The 24,698-nt window shown below is 48.9% G+C and carries 8 protein-coding genes; 1 reads left to right on the top strand and 7 read right to left on the bottom strand.

Annotated features, from left to right (window positions below):
• Nucleotides 1-53: 53 nt before the first annotated feature.
• The 4 genes from ACOJUO_RS18645 to ACOJUO_RS18630 all read right to left on the bottom strand — a co-directional run bounded on the left by ACOJUO_RS18645 (nucleotide 54) and on the right by ACOJUO_RS18630 (nucleotide 14,976).
• Nucleotides 54-3,638 (bottom strand): DUF4116 domain-containing protein, encoded by a 3,585-nt coding sequence (locus ACOJUO_RS18645; protein WP_422137781.1) that lies wholly within the window; start codon nucleotides 3,636-3,638, stop codon nucleotides 54-56.
• A 180-nt stretch (nucleotides 3,639-3,818) separates the two neighbouring features.
• Entirely contained in the window at nucleotides 3,819-7,403 is a 3,585-nt protein-coding gene (locus ACOJUO_RS18640; RefSeq protein ID WP_422137780.1) for a PEP/pyruvate-binding domain-containing protein, read from the bottom strand.
• 93 nt (nucleotides 7,404-7,496) lie between these two features.
• On the bottom strand, nucleotides 7,497-11,159 hold the full coding sequence (locus ACOJUO_RS18635; RefSeq protein WP_422137779.1) for a DUF4116 domain-containing protein: 3,663 nt from the start codon (nucleotides 11,157-11,159) through the stop codon (nucleotides 7,497-7,499).
• A 121-nt stretch (nucleotides 11,160-11,280) separates the two neighbouring features.
• Nucleotides 11,281-14,976, bottom strand: a complete 3,696-nt coding sequence (locus ACOJUO_RS18630) for a PEP/pyruvate-binding domain-containing protein (RefSeq protein ID WP_422137778.1) — start codon at nucleotides 14,974-14,976, stop codon at nucleotides 11,281-11,283.
• 98 nt (nucleotides 14,977-15,074) lie between these two features.
• On the opposite strand from ACOJUO_RS18630, the gene ACOJUO_RS18625 reads away from it, so the two are divergent.
• Complete coding sequence (locus tag ACOJUO_RS18625; protein WP_422137187.1) at nucleotides 15,075-16,709, top strand: IS1634 family transposase; 1,635 nt, start codon at nucleotides 15,075-15,077, stop codon at nucleotides 16,707-16,709.
• 81 nt (nucleotides 16,710-16,790) lie between these two features.
• On the opposite strand, the gene ACOJUO_RS18620 is transcribed toward ACOJUO_RS18625, so the two are convergent.
• The 3 genes from ACOJUO_RS18620 to ACOJUO_RS18610 all read right to left on the bottom strand — a co-directional run bounded on the left by ACOJUO_RS18620 (nucleotide 16,791) and on the right by ACOJUO_RS18610 (nucleotide 24,666).
• Nucleotides 16,791-17,285: a hypothetical protein gene (locus ACOJUO_RS18620; protein ID WP_422133435.1), complete on the bottom strand. Its 495-nt coding sequence runs from the start codon at nucleotides 17,283-17,285 to the stop codon at nucleotides 16,791-16,793.
• A gap of 296 nt (nucleotides 17,286-17,581) precedes the next feature.
• On the bottom strand, nucleotides 17,582-20,815 hold the full coding sequence (locus tag ACOJUO_RS18615; RefSeq protein ID WP_422137777.1) for a PEP/pyruvate-binding domain-containing protein: 3,234 nt from the start codon (nucleotides 20,813-20,815) through the stop codon (nucleotides 17,582-17,584).
• 74 nt (nucleotides 20,816-20,889) lie between these two features.
• Nucleotides 20,890-24,666, bottom strand: a complete 3,777-nt coding sequence (locus tag ACOJUO_RS18610; RefSeq protein ID WP_422137776.1) for a PEP/pyruvate-binding domain-containing protein — start codon at nucleotides 24,664-24,666, stop codon at nucleotides 20,890-20,892.
• Between the last annotated feature and the right edge of the window lie 32 nt (nucleotides 24,667-24,698).

Raw genomic sequence — 24,698 nt, 5'->3', positions numbered from 1 at the left:
ACAGTGTTGGCACTGGTCAGCGTTGTCTGAATCAATCAGACCCTGTTTGCAGATTATCTGAGGTATTTACGAAGTTCGGGGTTTCTTTGTTTTGCGGCATTGATAAATTTTTTATCATCTTTAAGCTTTACAGCAGCATAATGGAAAGCCTGAGGATTTTTTGCAATTAAGTCGAGCATGCACTCGCGATCACTCAAAACTTTTTCGCTGGCAAATGATAGGGGATAAGTACTCTCAGCAATGGCCATTCGAATAATGTTTTTATCGTTTCGGAGTCTTTCACTGGCATAATTCAGAGCTAAGGGATTTTTTTCGACAGCGGCCATAACAATATCGCTGTCATCCCTCAGCTCCACACTCAAATATTGCAGTTGTTTGGGATGTTTTGAAATGGCGGGTAATACAAAGTCTCTATCATTGCGAACCCGTTGGCTGGCATATTCCAAACCATGCTTCAGCACGGCATTCCTGACCTTTTCTTTATGATCCCCGGACAGTGCCTGAGGTGACGCATAAAATTCCAATCTGTAACCGTAAGATGGCTTGATAACAAAGTATTGATCTCCCAGGTCATACAGTTGTTCAACCAATCGGGTAGCGCTTTTGGGATCGAATAATAAAAAATGATGTAAGAGTTCCTTGCGGATATCCTCACTCATCTCATCACTCATTAAGATTTCCCGCAGACTCTCTTTCGGTTTGTTCTTAAGCAACAACGACCACTGACACGCGCCCAACCGGCGGGCATGATGAGCAACCTCTTGCTGGTGTTTGCTTAACAGCCAGCAGAAAGCGGCAGTCGAGTATTGACCACCCGCAATCCGATAAAACATGACAAAAAGGCAATGTTGAAAGGCAAATCTATCCGCTCCTGTGGCAACATCACGTTCAAGGCGTTGTGCAAGCAGGTTAAAGTCCCACTGACTTCCTTCAAAAATGGGACTGCACTTCAAATGCAGATCCAGATCAGACATAGCAGGTAAGACAGTGATCAGTTTTTCAAAGGCATCCTGCATAGCTGGACGTGTTGTCATTCGGGAACATTCGACGATAATTTCACCCGCTACGGCGTTATAACTTAGCTTCATGTTATCAGGATTATCAGCCAGTTTGATCTCTCTCAGTAATTGCGCGAGAAACCACATACGCATTAACTTGCCGGATTTACCTGCGTAATCAGTGCTAACAAACTGGTCAGAAAATGTCAGCCGCAAGGTGCGTCCTTTCCCTCCCTCTGCGCGTTCAAGCAGTTCGATAAGGCTCACATGGCTGCCAAGATCCAGGTTAACAATCAAGGCTTCATCCATACTGATAAGAGTCCCTGAAAGCCCTGACTCTTCCATGAATGCTCTGCTGGACTGCCTCAACAGCGGCGCCTCTTCACCCTGGGTCGTGCAATCAACGTAGGTGATTTTCCTTTTTATGGACAGACTGTCCTGACCCCAGGCCAGAGTGACTGGTGCCAGCGCTTTCACGAAACGCTGATGCAGGGCAAAAATCAGCTCATGGACACTCCGGACCTGCTCAGCCTCCTCAGGGTTAAGTGTTTGAAGACAGGATTGTAGCCGACAACAGTCTGCTACCCACTGACGAAACATTACCGGGGATAGCTTCCCTTTTTCAGTGGCTTGCATGGGAAGAATAATACGCTTTAACCCGGATAGAATGGTCTTTTTCAACATTGCGAACCGGTCGTTCAATTGCGGTACTTCTTGTCGCAATGACCTGACCCTGTGTGAACACCTCTTACCAGCCAGTTGCAAGAATGTCCCATACCCATCCAGCAGAGCTTGAGCCCCATCAACCAGCCGATTTACACTGTCGCAGGTCTCTGCCAGTCGCTTTGATCGTTGTGGCGACATACTCAGTTTTACCGGATTTGCCAGACAGTCCAGCCCGCCGCCGGAGGCAAAAAATGCCAACAGCCGGGCATTTTGATCCGTGAGCCATTGAAATCCGCTGGCGACCTGACGGAGTGCATCTTCAGAGAGAGACAAATCATCCCATGACGGGATGGCTTTTGCTGAAGGCTCATCAGAAACAGCAGAGGATAGAATGCCGTGACTCAACAGTTTCCCGGTCATGTCACCGGCAACAATAAAGGCACCGGGCTTACCGTTAAAGCGGGCACAGGCCAGCGTCGCCTGTTGGCCAACCTGAGCGGCCACGGACTCAAACTGATCACCGGCCAGCATCAGGGTTTTTCGTTGCTGTTTCATCAGGATCGCGACATGATCATTGAATCCGCCTGTGGCAGTAACAAAGCCTCCTGCCCGCTTCAGGAACCCGGGCTCAAGCATCCAGTCTTTAGCGTGTCGGGCCACGACTATGGCTCCCTCTGGCATAGAGTCTGCCGCTGATTCTTCAGCCAGCCAGAGTGGTCCGGTGCAATAGCCTTCGCTGACACCCTCGCCAATGGCCAGGGTCTCTTCGGGTATGGACATGGCGAAATCCAGGCCGCCGGAGAGTCGGGTGACAGGACGCACCTGCAACAGGAACAGACGACCCTGATAGTTTATGGCAAACTCCACATCCACCGGACAGAGCAACAGCTTTTCCAGCTTTGTCACCATCACCCTGAGGTCTGCAACCATGTCATCAGTGAGTTGTTGTTCAACGTCGTTTGATTGGGCATCGGCATCATCCATTCTTATTTCCGAATAGCCGTTATTGTCTTTACGCAGGATGTAATGACTTGAGATGGTCCCGGGAAAGTATTGATAGCTGTCGGCGCCTTCCTTGCGAAAAATATCAATGCGATGGGGCCTGTTGCCGGACTGCCCGGCCACTATCCCTCTGGGCTGCCCCCGTGTGAACTCAACCCTGACGGTATCATCATCAAAGGATTGAAAACTCATGGCGACTCCGCCGTGCAGGCAGTCAATACACTCCTGGATAATCAGCGCCATGGGTTGCGGTATGCCTTCGGAACAGACTTCAGGCCGGTAAGCTGAGGCCATAACCTTTAGACAGGTTCGCAAAATATCCTCATCTCCCTGAACTTCCGAAAGGTATTTGCCCGCCTGGGCGTCGCCGTAGTTATCTTCATTGATGCCGGAACTGCGGACAATAAGCGGCCCTGATGTTGATAGTCCGTGATCCCTGATGTGTTGGGCCGCTTCAGAATCTTTAACCTGCTTATAAAAGTCATCACTGGCAATAAAGTTCGCCAGACCCGCCAGCCAGCTGTGTCTTTTGGTTTGCTCTGAAGGCAGCAGCGCATTGAGGCGTTCCCTGATGTTTGCCAGACTGATCTCCGCCTCCGGTTCATCGCCGATCCCGGGGAAATAGGGTTCCAGACGCTGGCTATCCAGAGGGTATTGTTCCAGCGCATTGGTGACCTGAGTTGTCACACACTGAAACGGTGGCACAGACAAACCGGCTGCTTTCATGCGCTGCAAAAACATTCCCTTGCCGCCAAGTAATTCCCGGTTGGCAGGAGAAATATGAGCAGCCTGATCTGCAACAGGTGAGCTGCATTTGCGCCTGGCTAGTGACCTTGTGTCGGGAATGACAATGGGTTCAGGATCGCCAAAATACCTTTTGACTGAACGATCATCCTCAGTCTTATGATTGGGGTCAATTGCCAGACTTTGAGAATCTGATCTGCCAATGGTTGCAGGTGGTAAAGGTAACATAAAGGTATCCCTCTCACGTTAATATTCATCCATGAATCAACGACTGGTCGTTACCCTTACGTTTGACAATAATGTTTTTATAAAGTTCCCCCGTCAGCTTCAGGCACACAGTAGAAAAATAACAACAACGGGGTTGGCACTGGTCAACATTATCTGAATCGATCAGACCTTGTTCGCAGATTATCTGAGGAATTCATGAACTTCAGGGTTTCTTTGTTTTGCTGCATTGATGAAAGCTTTATTACCTTTAAGCTCGGAAGCAGCATAATTGAAAGCCTGAGGATTTATTTCAATTAATTCGAGCATACACTCGCGATCCTTCAAAATCTTTTCACTGGCCAATGATAAGCTGGAAATACTCTTAGCAATGGCCACTCGAATAACCTTTATATCCCCTCGGGCTCTCTCACCTGCATGAACCAGAAGTGTGGAAGACGTTTCGATAGCGGCCTTGACGACATCGCTATCATTTCTCAGCTCCTCACTCAAATCTCGCAGTTGTGAGGGATCTTTTGTAATGGCGGGTAATACAAAGTATTTATCATTTCGAACCCGTTGACTGGCATATTCCAATCCATGCTTCAGCACGGCATTCCTGATCTTTTCTTTATGATCCTCAAGTGGCTGGCCCGGTGGTACATAAAACTCCAATTTGTAATTGCAAGATGGATTGATAACAAAGCATTGATATCCGATGTCATACACTTCCTCAATCAATCTAATAGTACTTATGGGATTAAATAATATAAAATGGTGCAAGAGTTCCCTGCGGGTCTGTTCACTCATCTCATCACTCATCAAGATTTCCCGCGCAGTTTCTTCAGGTTTTTCCCGACTTTTCAATGACAAACAATAAACACATAAGCGATGAGCATAATAAATAAACTGTTGATGGTATCTGCTTAATAACTCACAGCAAGGAGCAATACTGAACCACTCTCTTTTATTCTGAAAAGACATTAAGAAAAGGCAACGTTGAAAGGCGAATCTATCCGCTTCTGTCGCAATATCACGATTAAGGCGCTGGGCAAGCAAGTCAAAGTCCCACTGGCCTCCTTCAAAAATGGGTCCGTAATTCAAACGAATATCCAAATTACTCAAAGCACATAACACAATCATCAGTTTTTTAAAGGCAGCCTGCATGGTTTGAGTTGATTTCATTCGGGGGCATTCGACGGTCATTATACCCGCAACAGCGTTGCAACTCAGCTTCATGCTATCAGCATTTTCATCCAGTTTGATCTCTCTCAATAATTGCGCCAGAAACCACATGCGCCGGAACTTGCCGGATATATCAAAATCATCAGATCTATCAAATTGATCAGAAAATGTCAGTCGCAAGGTTCGTTTTTTACCTCCCTCTGCGTGTTCAAGCAGCTCGACAAGGCTCATATGAGTGCCAAGCTTCAGGTTAACAATCAGAGCATCATCCATACTGACGACAGTCCCTGAGCGCCTTGATCCTTCAATGAATATTTTGTCGGACGGCTTCAATAACGGCGCCCCTGCGCCCGGACTCGTGCAATCAACATAGGTGATGTCGTTGATCGTAGATATCTCACCCTGACCCGAAGCCAGAGTGACCGGTGCCAGCGCTTTTACGAAACGCTGATGCAAGGCAAAAATCAGCTCATGAACACTTCGCACCTGCTCAGCGCTTTCAGGGTTGAGCGCTTGAAGACAGGATTGTAGCTGATGACAGTCTGCCACCCACTGACGAAAGCTTACCGGGGATACCTTCTCTTCTTGAGCGGCTTGCATGAGAAGAGTGATACGCTCTAACCCGGATTCAATGGTCTGTTTCAACATCTCGAACCGGTTGCTCAGCAGCGGTAATTCTTGCCGCAATGACTCGACTCTGTCTGAACTTTGCTTAACAGCCAGTTGCAGGAATGCCCCGTACCCATCCAGCAGCGCTTGAGCCCCATGAACCAGTCGATTTACGCTGTCCAAGGTCTCTGCCAATAGCTTTGATCGTTGTGGTGACATGCTCAGTTTTACCGGGTTTGCCAGACAATCCAGCCCGCCGCCGGTGGCAAAAAATGCCAACAGGCGGGCATTTTGATCCGTGAGCCATTGAAATCCGCTGGCGACCTGACGGAGTGCGCTTTCTGAGAGGGACAATTCATCCCATGCAGGGATGGCTTTTGCTGAAGGCTCATCAGAAACAGCAGAGGATAGAATGCCGTGACTCAACAGTTTCCCGGTCATGTCACCGGCAACAATAAAGGCACCGGGCTTACCGTTAAAGCGGGCACAGGCCAGCGTCGCCTGTTGGCCAACCTGAGCGGCCACGGACTCAAACTGGTCAGCGGCCAGCATCAGGGTTTTTCGTTGCTGTTTCATCAGGATCGCGACATGATCATTGAATCCGCCTGTGGCAGTAACAAAGCCTCCTGCCCGCTTCAGGAACCCGGGCTCAAGCATCCAGTCTTTAGCGTGTCGGGCCACGACTATGGCTCCCTCTGGCATAGAGTCTGCCGCTGATTCTTCAGCCAGCCAGAGTGGTCCGGTGCAATAGCCTTCGCTGACACCCTCGCCAATGGCCAGGGTCTCTTCGGGTATGGACATGGCGAAATCCAGGCCGCCGGAGAGTCGGGTGACAGGACGCACCTGCAACAGGAACAGACGACCCTGATAGTTTATGGCAAACTCCACATCCACCGGACAGAGCAACAGCTTTTCCAGCTTTGTCACCATCACCCTGAGGTCTGCAACCATGTCATCAGTGAGTTGTTGTTCAACGTCGTTTGATTGGGCATCGGCATCATCCATTCTTATTTCCGAATAGCCGTTATTGTCTTTACGCAGGATGTAATGACTTGAGATGGTCCCGGGAAAGTATTGATAGCTGTCGGCGCCTTCCTTGCGAAAAATATCAATACGATGGGGCCTGTTACCGGACTGCCCGGCCACTATCCCTCTGGGCTGCCCCCGTGTGAACTCAACCCTGACGGTATCATCATCAAAGGATTGAAAACTCATGGCGACTCCGCCGTGCAGGCAGTCAATACACTCCTGGATAATCAGCGCCATGGGTTGCGGTATGCCTTCGGAACAGACTTCAGGCCGGTAAGCTGAGGCCATAACCTTTAGACAGGTTCGCAAAATATCCTCATCTCCCTGAACTTCCGAAAGGTATTTGCCCGCCTGGGCGTCGCCGTAGTTATCTTCATTGATGCCGGAACTGCGGACAATAAGCGGCCCTGATGTTGATAGTCCGTGATCCCTGATGTGTTGGGCCGCTTCAGAATCTTTAACCTGCTCATAAAAGTCATCACTGGCAATAAAGTTCGCCAGACCCGCCAGCCAGCTGTCTCTTCTGGCTTGCTCTGAAGGCAGCATCGCATTGAGGCATTCCCTGATGTTTGCCAGACTGATCTCCGCCTCCGGTTCATCGCCGATCCCGGGGAAATAGGGTTCCAGACGCTGGCTATCCAGAGGGTATTGTTCCAGCGCATTGGTGACCTGAGTTGTCACACACTGAAACGGTGGCACAGACAAACCGGCTGCTTTCATACGCTGCAAAAACATTCCCTTGCCCCCAACTAGTGCCCGGTTGGCAGGGGAACAATGATCAGCCTGATCTTGAACAGGAGAACAGCATTTGCGCTTGGCTAGTGACCTTGTGTCGGGAACGCCAGTGGCTTCAGGATCACCAAAATACCTTTTGGCTGAACGATCAGCCTCAGCCTTATGATTGGGGTCAATTGCCAGACTTTGAAAATCTGATCTGCCAATGGTTGCAGGTGGTAAAGGTAACATAAAGGTATCCCTCTCACGTTAATAATCATCCATGAATCAACGACTGGTCATTACCTTTACATTTGACAATAATATTTTTATAAAGTTCATAATTCAGGCTAAAAAATACCTGACGTATTTATCAACTTCGGGGTTTCCAAGCCTTGCTGAATCGATAAAAACCTGATCATTTTTAAGCCTGTAAGCCGCATGTTTGAAAGCTCCAGGATACTCTGCAATTAAGTCAAGCATATACTCGCGATCATTTAACAAGGTTTTACTGACATATCGCAAGTGACAAACGCCTTGTTTAATTACACTACTAATAATGCTTTTATCTCTTCGAATTCTTTCACTGGCATACTCCAGAGCATCTGGACTCTGTTTGATAGCGGCCTTGACAACGTCATCATCATCCTGAAGTTTCGAGCTGGCGTCGATCAGACAACAGCCTCTCTGAGTAACTGCGGCTATGACAACCTGTTTATCATTCCTCAGTTCCTGACTTGCATATTTCAGGTTAGATGGATGCCCTGTAACAGCTTCTAATACAAGCTCTTTATCACTTCGAATCCGTTGACTGACATATTCCAGTCCATCTTTCACCAGGGCTTTCTTCACCGTTCCTTTGATATCCGAAAGCGACTGAGACGGTGGAACATCAAATGTCAGCGTGTAATCCCGTGATGGTTTGATAATAAAGTATTGATCTCTCAAATGCGGATAAAAGTACTCAATCAGTCCTATAGAGTAATGGCGATTTGACAATAAAAAATGATGTAAGAGCTCCCTGCGGATATCCTCACTAATCTCAACACTCATTAAAATTTCCCTTAGACTATCCTCCGGTTTTTTCTTGGAATTTACTAACGCCAGACACTCCCCTAACTGCTCAGCATAATAAACAAACTGTTGAAGGTGGTTGCTTAGTAACTGGCAGCATTCGGGAACAAGACGGCATAAACGCAGATAATACATTGTGAAAAGACAATATTGAAAGGTGAATCTATCGGTTTCTGTCATAGCATCGGAATTAAGGCGTTGTGCAAGCAAGTTAAAATCCCAATGATTTTCTGCAAATGTCTTTCTGTCAGTAAAGAAAATATCAAGCTCAGACATATCACTTAACACAATCATCAGTTTTTCAAAGGCATCCTGCATGGCTTTGCATGATGTTATGCCGGAGTATTCGACGATAATTTCACCCGCCACGGCGTTACAACCCAGCTTCATGCTAACAGCCTCCTTACCCAGCTTGATCGTTTTCAGTAGCTGCACTAAAAACCACATACGTTTTAACTTACCGTGTTCATCACTGCCATCAGGGCTCCGAAACTGGTCAGAAAATTTCAGCCTCAAGGTTCGTCCTTTACCTCCCTCTGCGTTTTCAAGCAGCTCGACAAGGCTCATATGACTGCCAAGCTTCAGGTTAACAATCAAGGCAGTATCCATACTGATGACAGTCCCCAAGAGCCCTGATTCTTCAATGGATACTTTGTCGGACGGTCTCAATAACGGCGTCTTTGCGCCCGGTGTCGTGCAATCAACATAAGTGATGCCATTTGCCGTAGATACCTCACCCTGATCCGAAGCCAGAGTGACCGGTGCCAGTGCCTCCACAAAACGCTGATGCAAGGCAAAAATCAGCCCATGAACACTTCTCACCTGCTCAGCGCTTTTCGGGTTGAGTGCTTGAAGACAGGATTGTAGCTGATGACAGTCTGCCAGCCACTGACGAAAGCTTACCGGGGATACCTTCTCTTTTTCAGCGGCTTGCATGAGAGGAGTGATACGCTCTAACCCGGATTCAATGGTCTGTTTCAGCATCTCGAACCGGTTGCTCAGCTGCGGTAACTCTTGCCGCAATGACTCGACTCTGTCAGAACTTTGCTTAACAGCCAGTTGCAGGAATGCCTCGTACCCATCCAGCAGCGCCTGAGCCCCATGAACCAGTCGATTTACGCTGTCCAAGGTCTCTGCCAGTCGCTTTGATCGTTGTGGCGACATACTCAGTTTTACCGGATTTGCCAGACAGTCCAGCCCGCCGCCGGTGGCAAAAAATGCCAACAGCCGGGCATTTTGATCCGTGAGCCATTGAAAACCGCTGGCGACCGTATGGAATGTGTCGTCTGAGGGGGACAAATCATCCCGTGACGGGACGGCTTTTACTGGCGGCAGATCAGACAGGCTTCCATGACTCACCAGTTCCCCGGTAATGTCACCGGCAACAATAAAGGCTCCGGACTTTCCGTTAAAGTGGGCACAGGCCAGCGTCACCTGTTGGCCAGGCTTAGCGGCCACTGCCGCGAACTGACTAGCGGCCAGCATCAGGGCTTTTCGTTTCTGTTTCATGGCGATCGCTACATGATCATTGAACCCTCCTGTGGCAGTGACAAAGCCTCCTGCCCGCTTCAGGAACCCGGGCTCAAGCATCCAGTCTTCAGCGTGTCGGGCCACCACTATGGCTCCGTCTGGCATAGAGTCTGCCGCTGCTTCTTCAGCCAGCCAGAGCGGTCCGGTGCAATAGCCTTCGCTGACACCCTCGCCGATGGCCAGGGTCTCTTCGGGTATGGGCATGGCGAAATCCAGGCCGCCAGAGAGTCGGGTGACAGGACGCACCTGCAACAGAAACAGGCGACCTTGATGGTCTATTGCAAACTCCACATCCACGGGGCAGAGCAAAAGTTTTTCCAGCTCTGTCACCATCTGCCTGAGGTCTGAAACCATGTCATCAGTGAGTTGTTGCTCAACGTCGTTTGATTGGGCATCGGCATCATCAATTCTTGTTTCTGAATAGCCGTTATTGTTCTTTTGCAGGATAAAGTGACTCGAGATCGTCCCGGGAAAGAATTGAAAGCGGTCAGTTTCTTCTTTGCTATCCCCGCGATAAATATCGATGCGGTGGGGCCTGTTACCAGACTGCCCTGCCACTACGCCTCTGGGCTGCCCCATTGTGTACTCAACCCTGACGGTACCATCGTTAAAGGATTGAAAGCTCATGGCAACCCCGCCGTATTGGCAGTCAATGCACTGTTGGATGACCAGTGCCATGGGGGAGGGTATGCCTTCGGAACAGACTTCAGGTCGGTAAGCTGAAGCCATAACCCTGAGGCAGGTACGCAAAACATCCTCATCTCCCTGAACGTCCGAGAGGTATTTGCCCGCCTGGGCATCGCCGAAGTTATCTTCATTAATGCCGGAACTGCGGACAATAACCGGCTGTGATGTGCAGGTTCCATCCAGCTGACGACGCAGATCCCTGATTTTTTGAGCAGCTTCAGAATTTTTAACCTGTTCGTAACAGTCATCACTGGCAATAAATTCCGCCAGACCCGCCAACCATTCATCTCTTTTGGTTTGCTCCGAAGGTGGCAAGGCATTGAGGTATTCCCTGATCTTCGTCAGGCTGGTCTGTGCCTGCTGTCCGTGGTCAATCCCGGGAAGATAGTGGGATAAACGACGGGTATCCAGAGAATAACGTGCAAGAGCAGCCATGACCCCGGTTGTCACACATTGGAATGGCGGAACAGATAAACCGGTTTTGCTCATGCGCCACAAAAACATCCCCTTGCCTCCAAGTTGTTCGCGGAGTGTGTCAGCCTGATCTGAAACAGACAAACCACAGAGACGCCGGGATAAAGGAGTTTGAATGGATCGAATGCCAAAGGACTGAGGGTCACTGAAATACTTTTCGGGTGAACTATCAGCTCGGTTATTCTGATTGGGAATCCTTCTCAGGATTGGAGGCTTTGATGTACCAAAATCAGCATTTAACATTATGACATCTCTCTTATGTTAATGTTTTCTGTTATTTATTAGCTGACCCCGGAGTTTTTTATGATCTTACGACCAATAAGTTAGCAACGCAGCTTGCACTGGCCATTGCTGTCAGAACAGATCAGACACTATCTAAAAAATATCTGATGTATTTATCAACTTTGGGGTTTCTAAGCATTACTGAATCGATAAAATTCTGATCACTTTTAAGCCCGGAAGCCACATATTGGAATGCTTCAGGATACTCTGCAATTAAGTCAAGCATATACTCGCGATCATTTAACAAAGTTTCACTGGCATCTTGCAAGTAAAAAACGCCATGTTTAATCACACTATTAATAATGCTTTTATCCCTTCGGATTCTTTCACTGGCAAACTCCAGAGCACCTGGATTCTGTTTGATAGCGGCTTTGATAACGTCATCATCATCCTGAAGTTTCGAGTTGACGTCAAACAGGAGACAGCCTCTCCGGGTGACTGCGGCTATGGCAACTTGTTTATCACCCCTCAGCTCCTTACCTGCATATTTCACGTCCGATGGATGCCCAGCCAGGGCTTCTAATACAAGCTCTTTATCACTTCGAATCCCTTGGCTGACATATTCCAGCCCACCCTTCACCAAGGCTTCCTTCAGCGTTCCTTTGATATCCAACAGCGACTGAGACGGTGGAACATCAAAGGTCAGCGTGTAATCGCGTGATGGTTTGATAATAAAGTATTGACCTCTCAAATCAGGATAAAAATACTCAATCAGTCCTATAGAGTAATGGCGTTCTGATAATAAAAAATGATGCAAGAGTTCCCTGCGGATATCCTCACTAATCTCAACACTCATTAAAATTTCCCTCAGACTGTCCTCCGGTTTTTTCTCGGAATAGACCAACGCGCAACACTTCCCCAACTGCTCAGCATAATAAACAAACTGTTGAAGGTGGTTGCTTAACAACTGGCAGCATTCGGGATTAATACGGCAAAAATCCCTCAGATAATACATTGTAAAAAGACAATATTGAAAAGTGAATCTGTCGGCTTCTGTCATAACTTCGGGATTAAGGCTTTGCGCTAGCAAGCTAAAGTCCCAATGATCTTCTGCAAATGTTTGCCTATCCCTGAAGAAAAAATCAAGCTCAGCCATACCATTTAACACAATCATCAGTTTTTCAAAGGCATCCTGCATGGCTTTACGTGATTTCATACCGGAGTATTCGACGATAATTTCACCCGCCACGGCGTTACAACCCAGCTTCATGCTATCAGCCTTTTCACCCAGGTTGATCACTTTCAGTAGCTGCACTAAAAACCACATACGCTTTAACTTACCATGCTCACCACTGCCATCAGGGCTCCGAAACCGGTCAGAAAATTTCAGCCGCAAGGTTCGTCCCTTACCCCCCTCTGTGTGTTCAAGCAGCTCGACAAGGCTCATATGACTTCCAAGCTTCAGGTTAACAATCAAGGCATCATCCATACTGACGACAGTTCCTGAAAGCTCTAAACCTTCTATGTACGCTTTGCCGGATGGTCTCAATAGCGGTGCCTCTGCACCCGGTGTCGTGCAATCGACAAAGATGATGTCATCTACCGTAGATACCTCACCCTGACCCGAAGCCAGAGTGACCGGTGCCAATGCCTCCACAAAACGCTGATGCAGGGCAAAAATCAGCTCATGGACACTTCGCACCTGCTCAGCCTTTCCAGGGTTAAGTGCTTGAAGACAGGATTGTAGCTGATGACAGTCTGCCACCCACTGACGAAAGGTTACGGGGGATACCTTCTCTCCTTCGGCAGCTTGCATGGGAAGAGTGATACGCTCTAACCCGAATTGAATGGTCCGTTTCAACCTCTCGAACCGGTTGCTCAGCTGCGGTAATTCATTCCGCAATGACTCGACGCGGTCTGAACTTCTCTCAACAGCCAGTTGCAGGAATGCCTTGTACCCATCCAGCAGTGCTTTAGCCCCATAAACCAGTCGATTTATGCTGTCACAGGTCTCTGCCAGTCGCTTTGATCGTTGTGGCGACATGCTCAGTTTTACCGGGTTTGCCAGACAATCCAGTCCGCCGCCGGAGGCAAAAAATGCCAACAAGCGGGCATTTTGGTCCGTGAGCCATTGAAATCCGCTGGCGACCTGACGGAGTGCGCCTTCTGAGAGGGACAAATCATCCCATGAAGGGATGGCTTTTGCTGAAGGTTCATCAGAAGCAGCAGAGGATAGAATGCCGTGACTCAACAGTTTCCCGGTCATGTCACCGGCAACAATAAAGGCACCAGGCTTACCTTCAAAGCGGGCACAGGCCAGCGTCGCCTGTTGGCCAACCTGAGCGGCCACGGACTCAAACTGGTCACCGGCCAGCATCAGGGTTTTTCGTTGCTGTTTCATCAGGATCGCTACATGATCATTGAATCCTCCTGTGGCAGTAACAAAGCCTCCTGCCCGCTTCAGGAACCCGTGCTCAAGCATCCAGTCTTGAGCGTGTCGGGCCACGACAATGGCTCCCTCTGGCATAGAGCCTGCCGCTTGTTCTTCAGCCAGCCAGAGTCTTCCGGTGCAATAACCTTCGCTGACACCCTCGCCAATGGCCAGAGTCTCTTCAGGTATGGGGATGGCGAAATCCAGGCCGCCAGAGAGTCGGGTGACAGGGCGCACCTGCAACAGAAACAGGCGACCTTGATGGTCTATGGCAAACTCCACATCCACAGGGCAGAGCAAAAGTTTTTCCAGCTCTGTCACCATCTGCCTGAGGTCTGCAACCATGTCATCAGTGAGTTGTTGCTCAACGTCGTTTGATTGGGCATCGGCATCATCCATTCTTGTTTCCGAATAGCCATTATCATTTTTGCGCAGGATGTAACGACTCGAGATCGTCCCGGGAAAGAATTGAAAGCTGTTAGTTTCTTCTTCACTATCCCCGCGATAAATATCGATGCGGTGGGGCCTGTTACCGGATTGTCCTGCCACTACACCTCTGGGCTGACCCATTGTGTACTCAACCCTGACGGTACCATCCTCAAAGGATTGAAAGCTCATGGCGACCCCGCCGTATTGGCAGTCAATGCACTCTTGGATGACCAGCGCCATGGGGGATGATATGCCTTCGGAACAGACTTCAGGTCGGTAAGCTGAAGCCATAACCCTGAGGCAGGTACGCAAAACATCCTCATCTCCCTGAACTTCCGAGAGGTATTTACCCGCCTGGGCATCGCCGTAGTTATCTTCATTAATGCCGGAACTGCGGACAATAACGGGCTGCGATTTGGAGGATCGGTCCAACTGTCGGCGCAGCCCCTTGATGTGTTGGGCCGCTTCAGAACCCTTAACCTGCTGGTAATAGTCATCACTGACAATAAGTTGCACCAGACCCGCCAGCCAGTCATACCTTTTGGTTTGCTCTGAAGGCAACATGGTATTGAGGTATTCCCGGATGTTCTTCAGGCTGGTCTCCGTCGCCGGTTCATAAACAAACCCGGGAAAATAGCGCTCTAAAAGATGGCGATCGAGAGGGTGTTGTTCAAGCGCATGCATCACTTGAGCCGTAACACATTCGAAGTGCGGAACAGACAGACCGGCTTCTTTCATGCGCAACAAAAACATCCCCTTGCCCCCGAGTTGTTGCCGTTTGGAGGGAGAATAGCCAGCAGCCTGATCTGAAGCAGGGGAGCGGCAGGTGCGCCTGGTAAGCGACGTTGGATCGCGAACGCCACTGGGATCAAGATCACTGAAATGCCTTTCAATTGAACTGTTGACCTCAGTATTCTGATTGGGAACGGTTGCCAAGCTTTGAGAATTTGAAATGTCAAATCTAGTTGCAGGTAACATCAAGATATCCCTTTCATGTTACTGCCTTTCACCACCCCGATTGATATTTGCCTAAAATCTGTTGTCAAAGAAATAAACAGACATTCAGGTGCACCAACATGCCTCAAGCTCAATACCAGTCTAAGAACCTCAACCACCTTGGCTTGGTTGCCGCTATGTGTCGGGAGTTAAAGATAGCCGAATACATTGATGCCCGTATCACAAATGACTCCGATGTTCGTAATGTCACTATTGGACAAGCTGTAGTTGCAATGATCATCAATGGCTTGGGCTTTACGGGGCAAACTCTGTACATGCTCCCTGAGTTTTTTGAGGATAAGCCGATTGACCGCCTTATCGGGGAAGGTATTCAGGCTGAACACTTGAACGACAAGGTACTTGGTCGGGCTCTCGACAGTTTGTACGACGCTGGTGTTAGCGACTTGTATCTCAATCTGGCCGTCAAGGTCGTCAATCATCTGAAACTTCCTTGCAAGGCATTAAATCTGGATGGCACCAGCTTTCATGTGGATGGAGTCTATAACAGTCATGACAATCCAGACGACTTAAATTGTATTCATATCTGCCAAGGTTACAGCCGTGACCACCGGCCTGACCTGAATCAGGTAGTCTTGCAGTTAATGACTGAAAATCAGGCGGGCATCCCTGTGTTTATGGCCCCTGCCAGCGGTAATGTAAACGACAAAACCTGTTTTCAGGAAATTATCAAAAATCATCTGTCATGTTTTAAGGCCGCTTTGAATAGCCGCTATCTGGTTGCTGATGCTGCCATGTATGTTGCAGAAACCCTTCAGTTGCTTGATGAGCAAAAGCAGCTGTTTATCTCCCGGGTGCCCCTGAACATCAAGGAGGCAAAGGAGCTGGTCTGCAAAGCGCCAACCATGTCGCTGGTGCCTGTTGAAGGCTATGAAGATTACTACTCAGCTGAAGTGCCTTCCTGCTACGGAGGGGTTCAGCAACGATGGTTCCTGTTTCTCAACAAAAAGCGCGGGCTTAGTGAACGGAAAACATTGACCCGAAAGATGCAAAAGCAGTCACTGAAAGAGGCCCGTGATCTGGAGAAGCTGAGCAAAAAGGCCTTTTTGTGCCGGGACGATGCATTGAAGGCTTTTGCCTTGTGGCAGAAACAATCGAAACTTTGCCAAAGCGAAACAGAGCCAGAGGTTATCCGTAAACCCTGCTATTCGGGCAAAGGAAGACCATCGCCGGATAGCAAGCCTGATCACTTCGAGTACTTTGTGCAGGCTGAATGCTTTGTTTCCTGCGAGAAAAGGGAGCATGCAGAAGCCTCACTGGGTTGTTTTATCCTAAGCACCAATGAACTGGATAAAAATAGTTTGAATGCCTCTGAGCTGCTGTCTACTTATAAGTCGCAACAAAAAGTTGAAGGCGGCTTTCGGTTCCTGAAGAGCCCGGACTTTCTAGTCTCTTCGCTCTATCTGAAGAAAGCGGAACGTATTGAAGCCCTGTTAATGGTGATGACTCTATGCCTGATGGTCTATGCTGCTATCCAGCAAAGAATCAGGCAGGAACTGAAAAAGCAAAGTCGTGTATTTCCAGACCAGAAAAAAAAGCCCTGCCAGAACCCAACAGCAAGGTGGGTATTTTTCTGTTTCCAGGGGCTTAGTGTATTAACGGTCAATAATCAGGAGGAACATGTGATTGGCTTGAAGGAAAGGCAGTGGACGATCATTCAAATTTTGGGCATTTTTTACGAGTCCATGTATTCCTGATAGGGGTGGTGAAAGGCGGATGTTATGTATTCATTTCGCACCCTTTGACTGGCACCCGAATCGAAGGCACCAGACTCATCGTTAAAACGGGGGCAGACCAGCGTCAGGGTCCAGCATCAAAATTTTTCCTTTCTCTTTCATGAGGGTCGCTACAGTGTCAGTGATGAGTTCTGCTTTGGCCAGGACAAAGCCCCCTGCCCGTTTCAGGAACTCAGGCTCAAGCATCCAGTCTTCAATGTATGGGGCCGAGACCATGGCACCATCTGGCATAGATTCTGCCTCCCATTCTTTGGCCAACCAGATTGGCCTGGTGCACAAGCCTTCGCTGCCCCCCTCGCCGATGGCCAGGGACGCTTGGGAATGTTTAACCTGTTCGTAATAGTCATCACTGGCAACAGGTGGTGTCAGACCCTGGATATTGCGCTTGGATAGTGGCGTTGCTTCGGGAACACCAGTGGATTTAAGATCGCCGAAATGCCTTTTGTGTGAACTATCAGCCCCGGTATTCTGATCGGGGACAGTAGCCAGACTTTCAGAATCTGATCTGACAATGTTTGCAGGTGGTAAAGTGAACATAAAGACATCCCTCTCAGGTTAATATTCATCCATGACTCAATGGCGAGCCGCTATACCCATCGAACTTTCTAACGCCCTGCTGCACTGAAGATTTGAGCCTTAATCCTGCGTTGGCGATCGTCGCCTTGCCTTAAGGCTCAAATCTCCATGCTCATCACGGGCGTCAGAAAGCACGATTGGCATTACTTTAATTTGACAATCATGTTTTTATAAAGTTCCCCCGACAGCTTCAGGCACGCAGTAGTAAAAACAACAACAGGCTGGCAACAGGGTTTGCACCGGTAGAGTTTGCAAATTCACCGATCAAATAAAAACCAGTATTCTTTTCGCACCCTTTGACTGGCATGTTCGATCTCATGCTTCAGCAAGGCTTTTTCGACTTTTTCTCTATTTTGCCGCCAAAGCGGCTGATCCGGTGAAACAGCAAACCTCAGTTCGTAACCTTGTGATGGTTCGACAACAAAGTATTTATCTCTCAAATGGGGATACACATCCTCAGTCAATTGACTAGCGATGCTGGGCTTATACGTTAAAAGATGATGAAAGAGTTTCCTGCGCGTGTCATCAGCAATCTTGTCATTCATTAAAACTTCCCGAAGCTGGCGCACTGGTTTACAATCGTACTCTGCCAAGCGGCGAGCTTGATCAATAAACTGTTGGTAGGGGTTGGCTAATAATCGGTAGCAATCTTCAGTGATGTAATTTCGTGTACCATGAACCAGTACGAAGAGGCATTGTTGAAAGACGAATCTATCAGTTTCTGTCGTAACATCGCCATTAAGGCGTTGTTCAAGCAAGTTAAAGTTCCACTGATCTCTTTCAAAAATGACTTTTCCATTTAAATATAAATCCAGATTGCTAATGACCTTTAATGTCGTCATCAGTTCTACAATAATATCCTGCCTGGTTTTAACCAGTGGCATTCGAGCGCATTCGACAATAATTTCTCCCACTACGACATTGCAGCTTAGCTTCATAGCATCAGCATTTTTATCCAGTTCGATTGCTTTCAGTAACCGCGCCAGAAACCACATACGTTTTAACTTCCCAGGTGCATCACTGCCATCAGGGCTATAAAATTTGTCAGAGAATTTTAGCCGAACGGTTCGACCTTTTCCCCCCTCTGCATGCTCGAATAGCTCGATAACAGTCTTATGATCACCAAGATCCAGGGTAACAATAAAGGCATCATCCATACTGACGACAGTCGCTTCAGACTCTAACTCATTGATGGATGCAACGGTCGGGCTCAATAGCGGAGCCTCTTCACCCCAGGTCGTGCAATCAGCATAGGTGATGTCATTTATTTTAGATAGCCTGCCCTGACCCGAGTCCAGAGTAACCTGTCCCAACGCCTTTACGAAGCGCTGATGCAAAGCAAAAATCAGCTCATGGACACTCCGGACCCACTCAGCCTTACCAGGACTGAGTGCCTGAAGACAGGATTGTAGCTGATAACAGTCTGCCACCCACTGATGAAATATTCCCGGGGATAGCTGTCCTTTGTCGGAGGCTTGCATGGGAAGAGTGATACGCTTCAACCCGGATTGAATGGTCTTTTTCAGCTTCTCGAACCGATTGATCAGTTGCGGTACTTCATCCTGCAATGACACGACACTGTGTGAACGTCTCTCTCCAGCCAGTTGCAAGAATACACCGTACCCATCCAGCAGCGCTTCAGCCCCATGAACCAGTAGATTTACGCTGTCACAGGTCTCTGCCAGTCGCTTTGATCTTTGCGGCGACATGCTCAGTTTTACCGGGTTTGCCAGACAATCCAGTCCGCCGCCGGAGGCAAAAAATGCCAACAGTCGGGCATTTTGATCCGTGAGCCATTGAAATCCGCTCGCGACCTGACGGAGTGCGCCTTCTGAGAGGGACAAATCATCCCATGACGGAGCGGCTTTTGTTGAAGGCACATCAGAACCAGCAGAGGATAGACTTTGGTGACTCACCAGTTTCCCGGTCATGTCACCGACAACAATAAAGGCACCGGGCTTACCGTTAAAACGGGCACAGGCCAGCGTCGCCTTTTGGCCAACCTGAGCGACCACGGTCGCAAACTCGCCACCCGCCAGCATCAGGGTTTTTCGTTGCTGTTTCATCAGGATCGCTACATGATCATTGAAGCCTCCAGTGGCCGTGACAAAGCCTCCTGCACGCTTCAGGAACCCGGGCTCAAGCATCCAGTCTTGAGCGTGTCGGGCCACGACAATGGCTCCCTCTGGCATGGAGTCTGCCGCTGATTCTTGAGCCAGCCAGAGTGGTCCGGTGCAGTAGCCTTCGCTGACTCCCTCGCCGATGGCCAGGGTCTCTTCGGGTATGGGCATGGCAAAGTCGAGGCCGCCGGAGAGTCGGGTGACAGGACGCACCTGCAGCAGGAGCAGGCGGCCCTGATGGTCTATGGCAAACTCCACATCCACGGGGCAGAGCAACAGTTTTTCCAGCTTTGTCACCATCTCCCTCAGGTCTGAAATCATGCCATCAGTAAGTTGTTGTTCAACGTCGTTTGATTGGCTATCGCCATCATCAATTCTGGTTTCCGAGTAGCCGTTATTGTCCTTATGCAGGATAAAGTGACTCGAGATCTTCCCGGGAAAGAATTGAAAGCTTTTAGTTTCTTCTTTGCTATCCCCGCGATAAATATCGATGCGGTGGGGCGTGTTGCCGGACTGCCCTGCTACTACGCCTTTGGGCTGACCCTTTGTGTACTCAACCCTGATGGTGCCATCCTCAAAGGATTGAAAGCTCATGGCGACCCCACCGTATTTGCAGTCAATGCATTGTTGGATGACCAGTGGCATGGGGGAGGGTACGCCTTCGGAACAGACTTCAGGCCGGTAAGCTGAAGCCATAATCTTGAGGCAGGTACGCACAATATCCTCTTCTCCCTGAACTTCTGAGCGGTATTTGCCCGCCTGGGCATCGCCGTAGTTATCTTCATTGATACCGGAACTGCGGACAATAACGGGCTTTGATTCGGAGGTTCGGTGCAACTGTCGGCACAGCCCCCTGATGTGTTCGGCCGCTTCAGAATCTTTAACCTGTTGGTAATAGTCATCACTGGCAATAAATTGTTCCAGACCCGCCAGCCAGTGATTCCTTTTAGTTTGCTCTGACGGCGGCAAGGCATTGAGGCATTGCCTGATGCTCGTCAGGCTGGGCTCTGCCTTCAATACACAGCCAATCTCAGGGAGATAGCGGTCTAAACGATGGCTATCCAGAGTCTGTTGTTCAAGGGCATTCATGACTTGAGCAGTAACACACTCAAATGCTGGAACAGACAGACCGGCTTTCTTCATGCGCCACAAAAACATTCCCTTGCCGCCAAGTTGCTCCCGGTCGCCGGGAGAACAGTCAGCAGCCGGTGAACGGCAACTGCGTTCAGCCATTGGCGTTGGATCGACAACAACTCCGGGACCAACATTACCGAAATGTCTTTTGGGTGAACTATTAGCCCCGTTAATCTGATTGGAATGAGTTGCCGGGCTTTGAGGATCCGTTTTTTTTAAAACAGTTGTATCTAACATCAACACACCGCCATTAAATAAATCGATTACTTAACTTTCGACAACGGTTTTTTTATAAAGTTCACCCATCGGCCTTAAGAAATACCACAACGCATTTCATCGACCCATGTTGTCAGAGTCAATCTGATATTCTCCAAACGGCCCCCGATGTATCTAATAACTTTGGGGTTTCTTAGCTTTGCTGCATCGATAAAAGTCTGATCATACATAAACTTGAGAGCCGCATATTCGATAGCACCAGGATCCACTGCAATTAAGTCGAGCATATACTCGCGATCACTCAACAGGCTTGCCTCGACATCCATTAAACATTCAACATCTATAGCAACCAGCTCTTTAATAAAGTCTTTATCGCTTCGGATTCTTTCACTGGCAAACTGCAGAGATCTTGAAAACTTTTTGACAGCAGCCTTGACAACATCATAATCATCCTTAAATTTCGGTCGGAGGTACCCCAGTTCACAATCACAATTAGACACTAAGGCGATGGCGACATCTTTATCTTCCTTCAGTTCTTCACTAAAATGCCTCTGTTTTTCCGGACTTGTTATAATGGCTTCTAATACAAGTTCTTTATCACCTCGAATCCTTTGGCTGACGTCTTTCAGCCCATTCTTCGCCAAGGCTTTGCTGACCTCTTCTTTAATATCCGAAAGAGACTGACTCGGTGGCACAGCAAACGTCGGCTTGAAATCGCGTGTTGGTTTGAGAATATAGTATTGATCTCTATAACGGTCATAAAAATCCTCAAACGGTGGAATAGAGTAATGGGCTTCTAACAAAAAAAAATGATGTATCAGCTGCCTGCGGGTGCTCTCACTCAACTCATCACTTCTGAATATCTCCCTCAGACTGTCCTGCGGTTTTTCCCCGCGAACGACTAATTTCCGACACTCATGTAACTGCTCAGCAAAATGAACAATCTGTTGAAGGTGGTTGTTTAATAACTGGCAGCAAGCGGGACTAATAGTAAGGCGGTCAACCTTCAGATAAGGTATTGCGAAAATGCAGTGTTGAAAGTTGAATGCATCAGTTTCTATTGTAACATCGGGATTAAGACGTTGCGCAAGCAGGTTAAAATCCCAACGAGTTTCCTCCAGAATAGCTGCTTTATGAAAGGCTAAATCGAAACCAAAGATAGCTTCCAGGACAATCATCAGTTTTTTAAAGGCAGCCTGCATATCTTCACGTGTTTTCATTCCCGGATATTCGACAATTAATTGTCGCGCCACGGGGTTGCAGGCGAGTTTCATGCCAGCAGCATTTTCATCCAGTTTGATCTCTTTCAGAAGCTGTGCCAGAAACCACACACGCTGAAACTTGCCATTATCAAAGGCTGCATCGAAGTTGTCAGAAAATTTCAGCCGCAAGGTTCGTCCTTTTCCACCCTCTGCGTTTTCAAGTAATTCGACAAGGCCCACATGATTCCCTCCCCCTAATATCAGATTAACGATCAATGCAGCATCCATACTGATGACAGTCGTGTCACGCGCCAATTGTTCGATGGATTCCTTGACGGACGAACTCAGTAATGGTGCCCTTTCACCCGATATGTCCGGAGTTGTGCAATCAACATAGGTGATCCACCCTCTGGAGCCTGGCCCTTTACTGACACACTCCTTGGATAGCCTGCCCTGACCCGACTCCAAAGTGACCGGTGCCAGGGCCGCTACGAAGCGCTGATGCAGAGCAAAAATCAGCTCATGGACACTTCGGACCAGTCTGGCCTTGTCAGGCTCCAATGCCTGAAGACAGGATCGCAGCTGATGACAGTCTGCCAACCACTGACGAAAATCTCCCGGGCATGCCTGCCCTTTTTCAGCGGCTTGCATTGGCCGAATGATTCTCTTTAGCACTGGTTGAATGGTCCGTTTCAGCATTTCGAACCGGTTGATCAGTTGCTTGAATTCTTCCTTCTGTGGCTTCAGCTGAGATAGATCATCGTTACCCGCCAGACTGAGGAAAGCCCCATACCCATCCAGCAGTGCTTCAGCCCCACCAACCAGTCGAATTACGCTCTCCTGAGTCTTTGCGAGTAGCTCTGATCGTTGTGGCGACATGCTCAGTTTTACCGGGTTTGCCAGGCAATCCAGTCCGCCGCCGGGGGCAAACAATGCCAGCAGGCGGGCATTTTGATCCGAAAGCCATTGAAAAGCACTGGCCACCTGAAGGAATGTGCCTTCAGGTGGGGTCAAATCATCCCTTGAGGGGACGGCCTCTGCTAAAAGTTCATCAGAAAATGCAGTAGACAGGCTTCTGTGACTGGCCAGCTTTCCGGAAAGGTCACCCGCAACGATAAAGGCTGCGGGCTCACCGTTAAAACGGGCGCAGGCCAGCGTCGCCTGTTGGTCACTCTGAGCGGCCAATGCCGCAAACTGTTCACCGGCCCGCATTAAGGGTACTTTTTCCTGTTTCAGGACGATCGCTACATGATCATTGAATCCTGCTCCGGCCAGGACAAAACCCCCTGCCCGTTCCAGGAATTTGCGCTCAAGCATCCAATCTTCAGCGTGGTCAGCTACGACAATGGCTCCCTTCGGCATAGAGTCTGCCGCTTGTCGTTTGGCCAGCCAGAGTGGTCCGGTGCAGAAGCCTTCGCTGATACCCTCGCCAATGGCCAGAGCCTCTTCAGGTATGGGCATGGCAAAAACCATATCGCCAGAAAGTTGGGTAACAGGGCGCACCTGCACCACGAAAAAGCCACCCTCAGGGTCGATAGCAAACTCTGCATCCACGGGGCAGAGCAATAGATTTTCCAGCTTTGTCAGCGCCTTTCTGATTTTAGAAACCATTTTATCAGGGAGTCGCTGTCCACCTTCGTTTGATTGGACATCGGCATCAGCAATTCTTTTTTCCGAATAGCCGTTATTGTGCTTTTCCAGGATAAAGTGGCTTGAGATCCTCCCGGGAAAGTATTGCGAGCGGCCAGCCTCTTTTTTGCGATCCTCGCGAAAAATATCGATGCGGTGTGGTGTGTTACCAGACTGCCCTGCCACTGCGCCTCTGGGTTGACCGCGCGTGTACTCAAACCTGATGGTTTTATCCTGAAAGGATTGAAAAGTCGTGCCGACCCCACCATACAAGCAGTCAATACACTCCTGGATAATCAGCGCCATGGGTTGCGGTGCACCTTCGGGGCAGACTTCAGGCCGGTAACCCGAGGCCATAACCTCAAGACAAGTAAGTAAAACATCGTCTTCATTCTGAACTTTAGAGAGGTATTTGCCCGCCTGGGCATCGCCGTAGTTATCTTCATTGATACCGGAACTACGGACAATAACGGGCTTTGATTTGGAGGATCGGTCCAACTGTCGGCGCAGCTCCCTGATGTGTTGGGCCGCGTCAGAATCTTTAACCTGTTCGTAATAGTCATCACTGACAATAAATTGTGCCAGACCTGCCAACCAGTTATTCCTTTTGGTTTGCTCTGAAGGCGGCAAGGTGTTGAGGTATTCCCGGATGTTCGTCAGGCTGGTCTCTGTGCCCCATTGAGGGTCGATCCCGGGGAGATAACGGGCTAAACGATGGGTATCCACAGGGTGTTGTTCCAGAGCATTCATAACCTGGGCAGTAACACATTTGAAGGGTGGAACAGACAGACCGGCTTCTTTCATGCGCTGCAAAAACATACCCTTGCCGCCGAGCTGTTCCCGGTTGCCAGGAGAACGGTCAGCAGCCTGACGTGAGCGGCAGGTGCGCCTGGTGAGTGACTTTGGATCGGGTACACCACCGGGATCAAGAGCACTGAAATACTTTTTAGCAGGTGCACGATCAGCCTCAGCAACCTGATCGGATTGAGTTGTCGGGCTTTGACGATTTAACAGGCCACAAGTAAAGGTAGATAGTTGCATCAGGATTCCCCCCCCCCTATGTTATTGTTCTT

The organism is Endozoicomonas sp. ALC020, assembly GCF_049275935.1.
GTDB lineage: Bacteria > Pseudomonadota > Gammaproteobacteria > Pseudomonadales > Endozoicomonadaceae > Endozoicomonas_A.
This window is presented reverse-complemented; position numbering and strand designations above follow the sequence as displayed.

Excerpts from the sequence above, each read along its gene's own strand:
- ACOJUO_RS18625 (WP_422137187.1), top strand. The coding sequence starts at position 15,075 with ATGCCTCAAGCTCAATACCAGTCTAAGAACCTCAACCACCTTGGCTTG.
- ACOJUO_RS18620 (WP_422133435.1), bottom strand. The coding sequence starts at position 17,285 with ATGTTCACTTTACCACCTGCAAACATTGTCAGATCAGATTCTGAAAGT.
- ACOJUO_RS18645 (WP_422137781.1), bottom strand. The coding sequence starts at position 3,638 with ATGTTACCTTTACCACCTGCAACCATTGGCAGATCAGATTCTCAAAGT.
- ACOJUO_RS18615 (WP_422137777.1), bottom strand. The coding sequence starts at position 20,815 with ATGTTAGATACAACTGTTTTAAAAAAAACGGATCCTCAAAGCCCGGCA.
- ACOJUO_RS18635 (WP_422137779.1), bottom strand. The coding sequence starts at position 11,159 with ATGTTAAATGCTGATTTTGGTACATCAAAGCCTCCAATCCTGAGAAGG.
- ACOJUO_RS18640 (WP_422137780.1), bottom strand. The coding sequence starts at position 7,403 with ATGTTACCTTTACCACCTGCAACCATTGGCAGATCAGATTTTCAAAGT.
- ACOJUO_RS18630 (WP_422137778.1), bottom strand. The coding sequence starts at position 14,976 with ATGTTACCTGCAACTAGATTTGACATTTCAAATTCTCAAAGCTTGGCA.
- ACOJUO_RS18610 (WP_422137776.1), bottom strand. The coding sequence starts at position 24,666 with ATGCAACTATCTACCTTTACTTGTGGCCTGTTAAATCGTCAAAGCCCG.